This is a genomic window from Cardinium endosymbiont of Dermatophagoides farinae, assembly GCF_007559345.1.
In the GTDB taxonomy this organism is placed as follows: domain Bacteria; phylum Bacteroidota; class Bacteroidia; order Cytophagales; family Amoebophilaceae; genus Cardinium.
Genome location: NZ_VMBH01000002.1, coordinates 18156 through 31648 on the forward strand (window position 1 = coordinate 18156; position 13493 = coordinate 31648).

At 34.2% G+C, this 13493-nt stretch carries 17 protein-coding genes; 2 read left to right on the top strand and 15 right to left on the bottom strand.

Annotation, left to right across the window (positions count from 1 at the left end; all coding sequences use genetic code 11):
- Positions 1–218: 218 nt before the first annotated feature.
- Together FPG78_RS05995 and FPG78_RS06000 are read left to right on the top strand one after the other, a co-directional pair.
- Complete coding sequence (locus FPG78_RS05995; protein ID WP_144087094.1) at positions 219–785, top strand: recombinase family protein; 567 nt, start codon at positions 219–221, stop codon at positions 783–785.
- A gap of 356 nt (positions 786–1141) precedes the next feature.
- Positions 1142–2125, top strand: coding sequence for an Rpn family recombination-promoting nuclease/putative transposase (locus FPG78_RS06000; RefSeq protein ID WP_144087095.1), 984 nt, complete (start codon positions 1142–1144; stop codon positions 2123–2125).
- A 17-nt stretch (positions 2126–2142) separates the two neighbouring features.
- Here the strand turns inward: FPG78_RS06000 and FPG78_RS07245 are convergent, their stop codons facing one another.
- The 15 genes from FPG78_RS07245 to FPG78_RS06065 all read right to left on the bottom strand — a co-directional run bounded on the left by FPG78_RS07245 (position 2143) and on the right by FPG78_RS06065 (position 13493).
- On the bottom strand, positions 2143–2301 hold the full coding sequence (locus tag FPG78_RS07245) for a hypothetical protein (RefSeq protein ID WP_186292508.1): 159 nt from the start codon (positions 2299–2301) through the stop codon (positions 2143–2145).
- 465 nt (positions 2302–2766) lie between these two features.
- Positions 2767–2928, bottom strand: a complete 162-nt coding sequence (locus FPG78_RS07250; protein ID WP_186292509.1) for a hypothetical protein — start codon at positions 2926–2928, stop codon at positions 2767–2769.
- Positions 2929–2934: 6 nt separating this feature from the next.
- Positions 2935–3849 carry a hypothetical protein gene (locus FPG78_RS06005; protein ID WP_144087096.1) on the bottom strand — a complete coding sequence of 305 codons (915 nt, stop codon included), beginning with the start codon at positions 3847–3849 and terminating at the stop codon, positions 2935–2937.
- Complete coding sequence (gene traM, locus FPG78_RS06010; protein WP_144087097.1) at positions 3846–4712, bottom strand: conjugative transposon protein TraM; 867 nt, start codon at positions 4710–4712, stop codon at positions 3846–3848. The genes FPG78_RS06005 and traM overlap by 4 nt, the downstream gene beginning before the upstream one ends.
- 5 nt (positions 4713–4717) lie before the next feature.
- The gene (locus tag FPG78_RS06015) at positions 4718–5047 is read right to left on the bottom strand and encodes a hypothetical protein (RefSeq protein ID WP_144087098.1); all 330 of its coding nucleotides are present in this window, start codon (positions 5045–5047) and stop codon (positions 4718–4720) included.
- The gene (locus tag FPG78_RS06020) at positions 5040–5465 is read right to left on the bottom strand and encodes a hypothetical protein (protein ID WP_144087099.1); all 426 of its coding nucleotides are present in this window, start codon (positions 5463–5465) and stop codon (positions 5040–5042) included. Before FPG78_RS06020 ends, FPG78_RS06015 begins: the two co-directional genes overlap by 8 nt.
- A 39-nt stretch (positions 5466–5504) precedes the next feature.
- Positions 5505–6164: a VirB8/TrbF family protein gene (locus tag FPG78_RS06025; protein ID WP_144087100.1), complete on the bottom strand. Its 660-nt coding sequence runs from the start codon at positions 6162–6164 to the stop codon at positions 5505–5507.
- A gap of 83 nt (positions 6165–6247) precedes the next feature.
- Positions 6248–6487 (bottom strand): hypothetical protein, encoded by a 240-nt coding sequence (locus FPG78_RS06030; protein WP_144087101.1) that lies wholly within the window; start codon positions 6485–6487, stop codon positions 6248–6250.
- On the bottom strand, positions 6478–7062 hold the full coding sequence (locus FPG78_RS06035) for a hypothetical protein (RefSeq protein WP_144087102.1): 585 nt from the start codon (positions 7060–7062) through the stop codon (positions 6478–6480). Before FPG78_RS06035 ends, FPG78_RS06030 begins: the two co-directional genes overlap by 10 nt.
- Positions 7055–9508: a VirB4 family type IV secretion system protein gene (locus FPG78_RS06040; RefSeq protein WP_144087103.1), complete on the bottom strand. Its 2454-nt coding sequence runs from the start codon at positions 9506–9508 to the stop codon at positions 7055–7057. Before FPG78_RS06040 ends, FPG78_RS06035 begins: the two co-directional genes overlap by 8 nt.
- The gene (locus FPG78_RS06045; RefSeq protein ID WP_144087104.1) at positions 9486–9809 is read right to left on the bottom strand and encodes a hypothetical protein; all 324 of its coding nucleotides are present in this window, start codon (positions 9807–9809) and stop codon (positions 9486–9488) included. Before FPG78_RS06045 ends, FPG78_RS06040 begins: the two co-directional genes overlap by 23 nt.
- A gap of 14 nt (positions 9810–9823) precedes the next feature.
- Positions 9824–10066 carry a hypothetical protein gene (locus tag FPG78_RS06050; protein WP_144087105.1) on the bottom strand — a complete coding sequence of 81 codons (243 nt, stop codon included), beginning with the start codon at positions 10064–10066 and terminating at the stop codon, positions 9824–9826.
- Between the two features lie 190 nt (positions 10067–10256).
- Positions 10257–12191 (bottom strand): hypothetical protein, encoded by a 1935-nt coding sequence (locus FPG78_RS06055; protein WP_144087106.1) that lies wholly within the window; start codon positions 12189–12191, stop codon positions 10257–10259.
- Between the two features lie 3 nt (positions 12192–12194).
- Entirely contained in the window at positions 12195–12863 is a 669-nt protein-coding gene (locus FPG78_RS06060) for a hypothetical protein (RefSeq protein WP_144087107.1), read from the bottom strand.
- A 108-nt stretch (positions 12864–12971) separates the two neighbouring features.
- Entirely contained in the window at positions 12972–13493 is a 522-nt protein-coding gene (locus FPG78_RS06065) for a hypothetical protein (protein WP_144087108.1), read from the bottom strand.

A 13493-nucleotide genomic window follows, 5' to 3' on the forward strand; every position in this document is an offset into this window, starting at 1 on the left:
ACCAAATATAATGAGTTTACAGTATTTTGTTTTTTAAGACCGCAATATGATACATCTAATGACTATATTTTAAGAATCGATTTACGGTGTCTCGTTAAACGGTCGTTTCTAGAGACACCGTAAATCGATTCTTAAAATATAGTCATTAGATGTATCATATTGCGGTCTTAAAAAACAAAATACTGTAAACTCATTATATTTGGTATATTTGGGACAATATGGCAAAACTAGTCGGTTATGTAAGGGTTAGTACCCAAGATCAGGAAGTTCACCTTCAAGTTGACGCGCTTGCAAAAGCAGGGTGTGCAAGTAATATGATCTTTATAGACAAAATCTCAGGGGCTAAATCGGAACGTCCAGGTTTAAGAAAATGCTTAGAAAGTTTAAATTCTGGTGATACCCTATTAGTCTGGCGATTAGATCGGCTAGGTCGGTCCATGGCTCATTTGGTTCAACTTATCGAAGATTTATACCAGAAAGGCATTGGATTTAGATCTTTGTGTGACGGGGCTATTGATACCACAACTGCTTCAGGAGAATTAATTTTTAACATATTTTCTTCTTTGGCGCAATTTGAGCGTCGTCTTACCCAAGAAAGAACACGGGCAGGTTTAGAGGCAGCAAGAGCGCGTGGTAAGAAAGGCGGTCGAAAAAGATTATCCTCCACAGATCCTAAGGTATTGATGGCTAAAAACATGCATAAGGATCATGGTATGGCCATTAATGATATCTGTAAAACATTAAAAATTTCCAGAGCAAGCTTTTATCGATATGTTAATTTATAGGGCCATCCTTTAAGTTTAGACAAAGTCTTTAAGGGTAGGACATAGTTATGCATTGAATGTATGATAGCTTTTTCAATTCCAAAAAATATTTCTTAAAAAGCAAATACTATGATGTGTAATATAATGGTACTAGTCGAAATAATTTGTAAATCCATGTTAATGATTATTTATTTATCAGAATATTCTTGCATAGCATGTGCCTACTAAAACAGAAAATTAGAAACATCTCTCATGGAAATTAAAAACAAACACTTTTTTGTAACTTAAAAGAATTAATATATTATATATGTACTTACAAATACATTTAAGCAATTATTCCTTCCCAACTATTTAATGCTTCTTAGTAAGTTATCTTTATGACAAAAAATTTGCAACATGACAGCTTAGCAAAAAAAATACTTTCAGATCCAATAGCTGCTCGGGAATTTTTAGATCATTATTTACCAGAATCCTGTAAATCATTATTGGATATGTCCACGCTTAAAATTGAGAAAGAATCGTATGTAGAAGATAATTTAAAGCAAAAATTTAGTGATTTAGTATTCTCTATCAAGATGAAAAATAGTCAGAAAGCGTTCATCTACACGTTAATAGAGGCCGAGGTCAGCCCTAAGTATTGGACAGCATTCAAGTTATGGAAATATATGTTTCTCTTGCTAGAAAGGCATAAGACGAAAAAGAAATCAAAACTTCCACTAATAATTCCGTTGATCCTCTATCATGGTAATACACCTTTTAATGTCCCAAGAAATCTATGGGATTTGTTTAGTGAACCGATCCTTGCCAAAACACTTATGGGTGGTGATTATCAATTGGTAGACCTATATGCTATGCCAGATGATGAGATCAAACAGAAGGCACACTTTGGAATGATGCAATATTTTATGAAATATGTTCACACCCGTGATATGCTTAAATTATGGGAGGAATTTTTAGAAAACTTTAAGCCTTGTATTATACTAGATAAAGAAAAAGGTTATATTTATATAAGGAATTTTTTATGGTATACTGACAGTAAATTACCAGAAGATAAGTACCAAGATTTAGAAAATATCATTAGGGAACATCTTCCTAAAGAAGATAAAGAAGATCTTATGAGAACTATAGCACAAAAATATAGGGAAGAGGGTATCCGAATAGGGCAGGAGAGTGGTATCAAAATAGGACAGGAAAAAGGTAAGTTAGAGGGTAAGTTAGAGGGTAAGTTAGAGGGTAAGTTAGAGGGAGAAAATGAGAAAGCCATTTCTATCGCTAGAGCTATGCTTGCAAAGCGTTACCCGTTAGGAGATATTATTGCTCTTACTGGTTTATCCAGATCTCGCATTCAGGAGCTTATGTAGTCCTACTTATAGCTATCCTATTCGGTTAATGCTATATATTTCGGTTGAAACAATCCGGTGTTAAAGAAATCATTATTTACCCAATATAGATCTGGATCTTTGGTTTTGGCTAACACCTTCTTAGCGCATAATTCTGCTGTCCCATCACAGGGGTATTCCATATTTATATATATCATAAACCTATTAAACTCATTTAGCTTAAAATAAGAATTTCTCTTCTGAAAATGAATGTTTACACATTAAATAGTCGGCCCTGAAGTATTATTTATTTGTTAATCAGTATAAAAAGCATTAAAAACCCGTTAAATTTATATCAAGAAATAACAACTTTTTGAATTGTTTGGTATAAAAACCTTGCAAAATAGGAGACTAAATCTAGGCAGATATATAATATTTTAGTAACCATTGGTTATAAATTTATGTGACTGATTTATAGATGTTTAATATTATTTAATTCGCTAATATTTGCATCTACTAAATAAATATTTTATCTAGTTTTATTAATATACAATATATAATACGTTGATAACCAAGATTATTCATTGTTAAGTTGTTATATTTAAATGCATATGGAATAAACTTTGTATAATAATTTTTTATTTATACTGATTGTCATATTAAAATATGATATAATGTCTAGCTCATAGTAATACTTCAGGGCCGACTAAATACTTAATGATATTCTTAGCTTTATTTGAGAGTTCATCTATGAAAAACTCATCGAATTCTACCTCTGACCTGTAGTTTAAAAAAGGGTTATAAGCAAACTCCTTCACTTCTTCTAGTTTGTATTTTTCCCTCATTTTCATTTAAAATTTACTATTTCTTTTGATTTTACTTTTAACGATATGCTGTGTTAGATCTTTGTTTAACTTTTCACCATAAAGATCTGCAATAGCTTCTTTATCCTTTTTAGACACTTCTTCTGATGCCACTTGAAGTCTATTGATTCGTTCTACAAGTTCTCCCATATCTAAGATATTTTTATTTTTAATGCTTTCTAGTTGAAAATACTTTACAGGGTCATTTTTATAGAAATTAGGATTAAATAGCGTTTTATCTATCTTTTTATTTTGAATCTCGAGATTTTTGATCTGTTCTTTGTAAATTGGAATCAATCTATTATTGGCCTCTTTAGAAGCTATTTTTATCTGATCTGATCGGCGCAACTCTCTTTGAATATCTGAGCAAATGGAATTTAAGCTTTTTGGTGGTTTTGTGCTTAGGAAATTACTACTTCTACCCGTAAAAGAATCTACTCTACCTAATAGGGATTTTTCTCTGTAACAAGAAAAAGAACAGTCTCTTTTAAGTTTTCTAGTACAATCTAAACTAGGAATATAGTCACTTGGGTTCAAACTAATGCCACTGATTTTTTCTGATATACCTAGCACTACTTTACCATATTTAGCATCAGATAGATCTTTGAATAATGATCTACCTTGATTTTTAATGGAATTAGCCTCTTCTACACTCTTTTTTAGTTTTCTCATACTATCAGCCGCATCCTTCATTTGCGCTAACACATTGTTAGAGGTACCTACTTGTTCTTCCATTAGCTGAGCTGTTTTTTCTTCTGGAGATAGACCAGGTATCCACTTCTTTAATCCGTTAGGTAATATTTTGTTTAATCCTGATTTAATAGAAGATCCTATACTTGCTGAAGAGGTTACAGGAATGAGCAGGCATAAACAGACTACACCATATTTTTTAAACTTATTCATTTTTCTATTGGTTGAAGGAATACTTTTCTTCTATTTTCTATTGTGATTTTTTGTTCATTTTTAACTGATTTAATACCATCTACTACTACTCCACTGATCTCTCTTATCCAAGAATTACTGCCACTACTAGCTGCTTTACTAAGCAATTTGTTTTGCGCTTGATCAATGAAAGGATGTAAATTTTCTACTAATAGGCCAATCATATAATCTGAATCATACAAACCTATAGCCACTGGAATCACATTTTTACCAAATTCAGCTGTTTCTAATTTAGAAAGAATTCTTTCTTTTCCAAAAGCAACGATGCCGTATAAAAACGCACCTTTAGGTATTTCTTGACCTTTGTACGAAAAAGCTTCTTTGACACGTATTTTAATACTTCTCCCATGTTTGAGTTCTTGTGTCCCATAAACATAACCTGCAGCAAAGCTGTTTTTTACCTTAATATTCCTTTTTCTGCCTTTTCTTTCAAAGGCTACTGGAAAGTAGTTTTTTTCCTGTTTTTGAGGATGGACTATTTTCTTAAGTTTTTGCACTACTTTTTTAGGTTTAACACTAACTTTTTCAGGTTCTTTAACCGGTTCTGGTTCACCTGTTGATACTTCTTTATTTATATTTTTAGCCATATCCTCAAACAAAGAGCAACCTACCTGTGCTGATTGAAAGCGACCAACACCTTTAATTCTCTGATTCGTTTCTTTAGTAATCGATAATGGTTCTGATTTTTCAAGTAGTTTACAAGTTTTAGGTGGAGGGGCTACAAAAAACTCATGCCAACTCTTTGTTTTTCTTACATCCCGTAATATAATCCAAGCAATAACCAATAACCCAGCTAATCCAAAACCTAATTTCTTTTTATCCATGGAAATTAAACTTCTTTAGATTCTTTAACCAAACAGGGTATACTCAGCAACAATCTGTTAGGTAGGTTCAAACTTAAATCTCTACGACCTTTTTTCTCTTCAAAACGAACGATTATACCTGATTTTTCTACCTTGTGTTTGATAACGAAAATCATAGGTAGGACCTCTCCAGGTGCTACTACCATTCGTTTAGGTTTTAATTTAATAGGAATAGCGGTTTTTTCTTTGTTATTGCCTACAAAATATAGGCTTCCTACCTTATAATTATAAGGAGAGCTATTTCTCAATACAAACTTTAAAACAATCTCTTCTCCTGTGCTAACGGCATTACTCAAAAAAACAACTTACTTTCTGCTTAGTTTGATGAAAACGTTTAATATTCGGTTGTCCCTGCGATACGTATTCTATAGCTTCTGTTAAGGATTCAGTTAAAGGTTCATCAGTGTCCCATTTCTCTGCTTCTTCTGTGTATTTAATTTTATGCTGTGTAAGATCATACATTGGCTGTATGCCTGCATCATAACTAACGGTTCCATAAAATACATCAACCTTTTCATTTTTTTTGCCTTCGTTGGATAGATAAAATACTGTAATAGTGGTCTTGCTGGTCCCAGGATGTTTAGCCTTTATTTCTAAAAATCTGCCTTCTTCTTTGGATACATACTCTTTATCACCATTGCCAAAAGAAATCTTTTCAATCGTACCACTGAGTTCCAACAAAGTTGGGTATTTATCTGAAACTTTGATATCCAATGCAAAAGCAGGAAAATAAAAAATTAAAATAGTAAAAGGCTACTTTTCTTCATGGTTTAAAAAGGTTAAATCAGTGATCATTAACCCATATGGATTTTTACTACATCTAGCTGTTGGTTGCATTTCTAATGCAATGCCTTGATGGTAGCTATGGGTTTTTACTTTTCCTTGACCGGTTAAAAATTTTAAATCCGTTTGAAAATAAATCTGTGATCTATAGGGATAGTTTTGTGTATCAGTATGTATGCTTTTAACATAAACCGTAGTTACCCCATTAGATTCCTTATATACTTGAAACAAACTATCATCAGAAAAGAGTTTTTTTAGGGTGACTCTGGATGTGTTATTCATGACGGTCAAGGCTCGTTCAATGTTTTCTTGATAATTGTTTTCGCTATGGGCAAAGCCATCTTGGATAAAACGCATAGCAAAATTTTCTACTTCAAAAGATTCTCTAGTGTTATGATTGGGATTCTCTTTTCTTATACCCACATGGGTCCCTTCAAGGGTAGCAAAATAGACCAAATCACTTCTGTTTTGTTTAAAGACCAAATAGCCTAAAAAAGCAGATAACCCACCTAATGATACCAAAAGAAAAACTACTAAAAAGCGTAATAGGTTAATAATATTCCCGTAATGATAGCTGTTTAGCTTATGAATCGATTGAACGGTTGATGACTGATCTTTACTATCTAACATATTTTATTAAGTTTTTTATAATAGGGTTATGACCATTTTCTCCCATTTGCTTGCCTAACCAAGTCCTTACGCAGTAAGGATTATTATTTATCTTTTTTTCCAAATTTTGGCAGATGACTAGCCCCATAAGCCATAAACTGACTCGTCTTTGCTTCTCCTATCGCAAAAAGGCTATTTCCTACCGTGTTACCTATATATAGAGAGGTGAGCGGACCTACCATAGCATACATTAAGCAAGTAGCGATAGCAGCACCTATACCATCTACGTTATTGAACTCTAAAGAAATCAATGAATAGTCTAATAAATCAATGGTTACCCCCACATTAAAAAGGAAATTAGCATATTGAGCCAATAATTAACTATACTGCTGAAATTGCCTGGTAAGAGGCTAGCAGCAATGGCCAAAGGACCTACTTGTAAGGTAAATAGGATTGCTTGATGACGAAATATAGTAGTGGTTAAACCCATTATGCGAGATATCGATTTTAAAGCTTTAGTAGTTAAATTCGAAAAACAATTTTTAATCAGCTGCCAGATACTTATTTCAGGATCTTTAATACTTTCGAAACTATCAGGTTTAACTAGATCATGCCAATCAAACCTCTTCATAATCAAAGCGGTTAATTTGTCTAGCATATGAAAAATATCCAAGTAGAACTGTAAAAGCAGAAAGGTAATAGCTAGCGTTAACAGACTGGTATAACAGGATTTTAATAACTCAGCAGTGCTTAAATGATACTGAAAATAATAGACCATTAAACGTACCAACAAGAAAGGCAATAGTAATAACTTGGCTACGCCAATCATCTTGCCAATGGTGGTATCCACCATTAGGTTTTGTGCTTCCAGGTTTAGATGCACTGAAGAAGATAGAATACCTTGAAAATGACTAGACATAATATTTTTGTTTAGTATGGTATACCCATTCTGCAATGCCATCTTCTATGTTTCCATGTTTTTTAGCCAATGCAGCAATTTGGTTTCTTTCTGATGGATGAGAGGTAAACATAGCATGTTCCCAAAGAGAGGGTTCTAGTAGCCACACATGACTCTGTCCCATCTCTTTAATAAAGATTTCCCTAAAACCGCCTGGGCCATTGTGTCTGCGCAGACTGGCATACTTTTGCATGTCTAACGCATTCATACCTAAGAAAGTACCTATTTCTTCTCTGCTAGAGGCTTTTTCATTATATAAAAGGATAAAGGTAGCGGCATTGTTTTTAATGGCACTGGCGATCTTAGATGATTTGATTTCCCCGATGTCTTGCGTGATGATTCGGATAGAAGTTTTGGTTTTTCTGCCTTTTCGGTAAAAAGCTTCTATGTGCTCCCTAGAAGCATCATCTAAATTCGTCCAACCTTCTTCAATGTCTATGAATTTAGTAGCATCTGGATGTTTAGCAACCATCTCAAAAGCAAAGTCAAAAAGAATTTGCACTACCAATGGATAGAGTTTGCTATTGCCTTTAATAGCTTCTAGCTCAAAACAAACTAACCTATGGTCTACTAGATAGTCTTGTGATAATGCATTAAAATGATCTTTGTAAATACCATGGGAAAATGGATGTAAAACAATAAAAAATTCTTGAAAAAGGAACAACTGATCTTTTTTTAGATCAAGAATAGCTTTCCCATTAGCTGCTACCAATGCTTGTAAATAGTCATAAAATCCCGTTAAAGTAGGGATGACATCCTCTGACAAATTTCTATAATAATCACTAATCCACTGAGAGAGTAAAAATTTTTTTACTTCACTCATGGGATTTTTATTCAAATCTCCCTTCCACATTTTGCCAATGAGCCCGACCAAAAAGATGATTTTACTGCTATCTGGCAGGAACCTGCCAGATTCATCAGATGGAAATAAAAAAGGATTTAAGGCTAAAGATTTTTCTGCACTGAGTTCAATATATTTCCCTCCTAAAGCTTCAAATAAATGGCGATAGGTCCCGCCACTGTCAATGACAATCACTATATGGCCTGCTTCAAATCGATTTTTAATCATTTTGCCGTTAAAAAAAGATTTTCCAGATCCAGAAGGTCCGAAAATAAATGCATTTTGATTGTCTAAATCGGTGTTAAATGGATTGAAATAGATGGGTTCTCTGTATCTATTGGCCAGTAACACACCTTCTTTATAGCCTGTGAATGGTGTGGTACTATTCATATGAGCGATAGCTGTTAATAAAGGAATCGGTATACGCCTATACACCTGATTGCCATTACCTGGTAAAGCAGCACAAAATAAATTAGCGGTATCTATGGTTTCTAAATAACCCCTCATGCCTATCCCGGCGAAAGCAGCTAGTACTTGAGCACTATAGTTATTAAGAGTCTCCAAATCAGTTATACAAAAAGGTATAACTAAAAAAGATAAATAAACAATGGGTTCGTTACGCTGGAGAAGGGTTTGTTCGAATTCAGCCATCTCGCTGCGTATATGTCTGATGTTTTGAAGCTTACGTTCATCTAGTTTAGTAGCCTCACTCCAGGCAAATGCATTGAAGTGGTTTTTTAAGAATGCTTCAGAGTCAATCATACGAATGACTCTGGAAATGATATGCGGAAAGTCTAAACTACGCCCAAGGCCTTCTGTTAAAGGGGCACATACGCCACCATTGTTACCAAACTTATCCAGCACTGTATAACTAGGCTCAGCAGAACTTTCCATTAAAGAAATCACTTGCGCTTTTCTGTTAGCCACCTCTACATATTCTTTATTTTTAACCAAACCACCATATAATGTGCCTTCAGGATCTTTAAAGTTTAAGGATAAACATCTATGTACCAGTCTGGAAAATTCATCAGACGTAAGAGGAGTTAAGGGAAGATTGGTAGATACACTTTGACGAAATTGGGCGGCATCTTTTTTAGCTATTGTGAGTCGCTTTTCTAAGTTAGTGAATGGATTTTTACTAAAATTTTTGGTCTCATCTCTAGAATAAAAAGTAGATAGTGGCGTATAATCCTTATAGAATCCAGGAAAGGAAAGTATAATATAGGATTCATAGTGCAGTATAGGACGACTTTCTGTATAACTGAATTGTTTTTGTTTAAAAAAATCAAGCTCGTTACTATCTACAGATGGATTATGCCATTGATCTGGGTGGTATATGTCTATCTGTTGTAAGAGGCTACCAGAGGGCAGCTCTTTCATACTACTAGATAGCATATGCGTCCAGTCTATATAGTGCTGCTCTGTGTACTGTTCCTGAAAGGCTAAAAATGCTTTAAAGGGAACAGATATAGTCCCATCTGCAGATATAGCCATATCGTCATGAAAATCCACAAATGGAAGAACTCTATGTAAGTCTTCTTTCTTATCTTTTTTCGAGAAAAGCATTGATCTTAAATTTTATCCTAAAATTATCTATCGGTACATGCAAAAAATGATAAGCAAAAAGACTTGATAACCAGGTAGGATTATTATTTTTTAGGAATATTTTTACCAAAAAAGAAACAATAATCATTAGACTTGTTAAAGAGATGGTCCACATGCGGTTGTAGTGTAACCAGTCTTCACAGTAACAAGATAAAATATAGGTCAGGCAGCAAATGCCTAGCGCCACTAAGGCTTCTGGTAACGAGAAAGGACCTAAAAAGCCTTTCTCTTTTAAATAGGGGCTATTGACTAATTTTTGCATGGGGAATCTCTCCTTTATCCGATTCTAAAAAAATTGGCAACCATATCATACAAAGGACCAACGGACGAAAAAAATACAATGGCAGCTACCCAGTGTAGTAACTCATGAAAGATCATGCCTCTGTCCCTGCCAGTGTTATACAAATAGGCCAATCTAAAGGCGCCCACTACACCTAGTAGCTTGGCTACCAAGGTTAACAATTGGTAGCCGCTTGCAATCCAGCCTTCAGGGGCACCTGTTATATCAAATGTGATCATTTTAATACTATTTTAATGTTATTTTAATATTATGATGTTAACCTTAAGATGTATCTGAATATTTACTTTTATCTAGATTATAACCATACCCTTACTGCGTAAGTATGTTTTTAACTGAAAAACAAGCTAATGGGATAGCAATACTTTTTTATAGTGGACTAATTTATTAAGACAAATTTTTATTAATTCGCTATTTTTTGTCACTGTACTTTTTCCATTCTTTGCCCCAGCTCCACTTCTGGTCACAATAATTTTTCATCATATCTTCTACCATTTCCTTACGTACAGCAGAAGACCTAACTATCTCTTCTACAGAGTAAGAACCCTTTTTAATCATAGACTGAGCGATAGTATATGGGTGTTTATCTCCAGGAATAGATGTACTCTTGTACCATTTCCTTTCAGCGTTAAAGGATTCTAGGGGAACTATCCTTCTGACCATATCATCAAGTGTTGAAGATTTTTCTTGTAACTGTGACTGCAAGCTACTACACTTAGAACGTAGCTCACTGTTAACTCTGCTTAACTCATCCATCAACCTATCTAACCTTGAAATACTACCATTATGTTCTCTTATACTGCGTTTTAGTTCATCCCTAGATCTTTCTAGTTCTTTTATATCTTCTTCTAGACGTTCAACGTCAGATTTTCTTTCTTTCTGCTCGTTTTCTATAGACCTAGTAGTACGATCTTTAAAGTCCTCGTATTCTGCCTCTTTTTCAGCTTTTTTATTGTCTAATCTTTCTGTTTCTCTTTTCAATTCCTCGATTTTTTCAAGCACATCGTCTAAAGATTGTACTACATCTTCCATGTTTGATATACCTGCACATGACCGAAAGATATCAGAAAAAGCATTCACCTCTCTCTCTAATATATTTGTGTGTATTTTACGACCATCTGGTTCTTGATTAGCGTTAATATGATTCATTTCTTTATTCCAGTCATTTAATAACCTTGTGGTCAATACCCTAGTCTTTACTCTATCTTTGGTATCTCTTTTAAGTGTCTGCAGATTAGCAAGTACATCCGTCGCTTGAGGGGAAATAGCTGTATCATGCTGCATATAGACCAGTACATTATGTAGGTTAGATTGTCTATTATACCAATCTGGTTCTATAGCTTGTAAATTTTGAAAGGCTGATTCTGGATTTAAACTATAGTCCTGAACAATAGGTTTATAAAGCGATTTACTATCTTCAGATAATGACTCTATCTTAGAGGCCAATGCTTCAAATAAGAAAATAGATAAATCTACAGGCTCTGTCTCATGATGAGTTCCATCTGGATAGATAATATCGAAGTAAATTCTTGGTGCACCATCAATCTTATCCATAAACGTATCTAGTTCACCTAACCTAAATCTAAACGCACTATCTCCCACTGAAAGCATACCACCAAGATCAATGGTCTGGCCTGTTATTTTTAGTAAATCACCTACTATACCGCCTGATAGACGATAATTTGACAAAATAAACTTATCACTTGTAGTATTAAAAGGAGCAATAACCTTTAAGTTGATATGTCTGTTATCCATACCATTTTCAATACTACCTTCTAGACTAGCAACTACTTTAAAGTCAGGATCCTTGACAACAAATGGCTGCTTAAAGGTCACTTCACGTTCATCTCCCTTTTCATTGATTACTGTGATGCTAGGCTCTAAATCCCCAACAAAACCACATGGATTAAACATTAAAGTATTGACGCCTACTGTTAAAGGCGTATTTGCTATCATTTCATCCTTTCCTAGGATAAACTTACCTCCATTCAGCTTAATGGCCTTAACATGGTAAGAAAGCACCTTACCTGAATCAGTTAATGGATTAATCTTGAGTTTACATACTCTATCTTTAAACGGCAAGAGAGGAGCCTCTTCTGAAGTCAGAGAAAGTTCAGCTTTAAAGTTTTCAATTCTATGGTCTTGAACTTTAACAGAAAAAGCATAGTCTTGTGTGGTATCACCTTTAGTATTGCCTACTGTTAAATGAATGGTATGATTTCCATCACTACCAGGTTTTGGGGCGTAAAAAAGGGTATTATTACCAAATTTAAGCGGTTCATTGCCACATATTTGTTTTTTGCATGCTCCTGTATCTACATACATAGTACCATGACCATCTGTCACACACTACTTAACCAATCTATATTTTTGCGAAGATGCCAATACGTTATCTGAAGTGATATTAATATGAATAGGTGTACCACTTTTGTCTTCTATATAAGCAACTTTGACATTTGTACCAGCCTTTAAAGCGTATGGAGGTTCATCTAGCCTTAACGAGCATGTTATAGGATCCCCTCCCTCTCTGTTAAAATCACAGGTCAATATAATAGCATTAATACTGACCTTATGTGTATGACAAGTGTCTTTTTCATTAGGAACATAGTATAGAGGCGTATCACCATGTTGGACTATGCTACCCACTTTAAACGGCTCACCTATAGAAGCGTTTCCATCTATTTCAACGCGCTTAAACAGCTTTCCTTCGCCACCTTCAACCCTAATACCCTTAATACGAAATTGGATAACCGATGGATCAACATTCCATTTTTCATATCTATGTGGAGATTTAGGTTTATTGGATCTATCGTTATTCCATGTATCGTCAAACTTAATACTCAAGATTACAGGAACTTTTTCTGCTAAAACAGGCGCCACATCTTTTTCTGTAACAAGTGCATATTCATGCTTTGGTATCCAAATGATATCGTCGGCAAATTGCTGTCTAAAGGTCATTGTACAAGACCAAAAAAATAAAGAAGCAGCAATAAATAATGGGCATACTATTTTTTTCATTTTAGTTCTCATTTTCATTAATTAACCATATATTTGTTATATTGGGTTAATAATACATAGTAAAACTACTTGCTACATTATTGCTTCGACTAGATCAATAGATATTTTTTAAAAAGTAATACGTAATCCTGCCGAAAATCGATAATTAAAAACATCATCTTTATCCAAAAAGGAAATAGGCGTCTCTGCTAGTAATATCAACAGCAAATAATCCGTGATATATTTTTCCAACTCTAAACCTAATTGGGCGCCTATATTAAAACGTTTAGAACAATACTCCCAACAAGCATGATGGAACTTATAGCTCCCTTGACATCCTAGTAAAAAATTCAGAAAGGTAGATTCGTAATGATTGAACAAGTTATAGTGGTAAGTATTGTATACCGTCAATAGGTTTTTGTTAGAAAAACCACCAGATAATTTCATATGCCATATTTCATTAATGTGATATGCATAGCCTACAGAAATCCCATGCATTTTATGCGAAACCCCATAACTGACTTCTATCCCATGACAACCATGTGTATGAATAGGTCTTTGCAAGACATAAACCCTATTAGGCTTACCAAATACACTAAAAGTCAGACCTAAAAAAATAAACAGAACTGTTATTACACTTTGATTAAACAT

Excerpts from the sequence above, each read along its gene's own strand:
- FPG78_RS05995 (WP_144087094.1), top strand. The coding sequence starts at position 219 with ATGGCAAAACTAGTCGGTTATGTAAGGGTTAGTACCCAAGATCAGGAA.
- FPG78_RS06000 (WP_144087095.1), top strand. The coding sequence starts at position 1,142 with ATGACAAAAAATTTGCAACATGACAGCTTAGCAAAAAAAATACTTTCA.
- FPG78_RS07245 (WP_186292508.1), bottom strand. The coding sequence starts at position 2,301 with ATGATATATATAAATATGGAATACCCCTGTGATGGGACAGCAGAATTA.
- FPG78_RS07250 (WP_186292509.1), bottom strand. The coding sequence starts at position 2,928 with ATGAGGGAAAAATACAAACTAGAAGAAGTGAAGGAGTTTGCTTATAAC.
- FPG78_RS06005 (WP_144087096.1), bottom strand. The coding sequence starts at position 3,849 with ATGAATAAGTTTAAAAAATATGGTGTAGTCTGTTTATGCCTGCTCATT.
- traM (WP_144087097.1), bottom strand. The coding sequence starts at position 4,712 with ATGGATAAAAAGAAATTAGGTTTTGGATTAGCTGGGTTATTGGTTATT.
- FPG78_RS06025 (WP_144087100.1), bottom strand. The coding sequence starts at position 6,164 with ATGTTAGATAGTAAAGATCAGTCATCAACCGTTCAATCGATTCATAAG.
- FPG78_RS06035 (WP_144087102.1), bottom strand. The coding sequence starts at position 7,062 with ATGTCTAGTCATTTTCAAGGTATTCTATCTTCTTCAGTGCATCTAAAC.
- FPG78_RS06040 (WP_144087103.1), bottom strand. The coding sequence starts at position 9,508 with ATGCTTTTCTCGAAAAAAGATAAGAAAGAAGACTTACATAGAGTTCTT.
- FPG78_RS06045 (WP_144087104.1), bottom strand. The coding sequence starts at position 9,809 with ATGCAAAAATTAGTCAATAGCCCCTATTTAAAAGAGAAAGGCTTTTTA.
- FPG78_RS06050 (WP_144087105.1), bottom strand. The coding sequence starts at position 10,066 with ATGATCACATTTGATATAACAGGTGCCCCTGAAGGCTGGATTGCAAGC.
- FPG78_RS06060 (WP_144087107.1), bottom strand. The coding sequence starts at position 12,863 with ATGAAAAAAATAGTATGCCCATTATTTATTGCTGCTTCTTTATTTTTT.
- FPG78_RS06065 (WP_144087108.1), bottom strand. The coding sequence starts at position 13,493 with ATGTTTAATCAAAGTGTAATAACAGTTCTGTTTATTTTTTTAGGTCTG.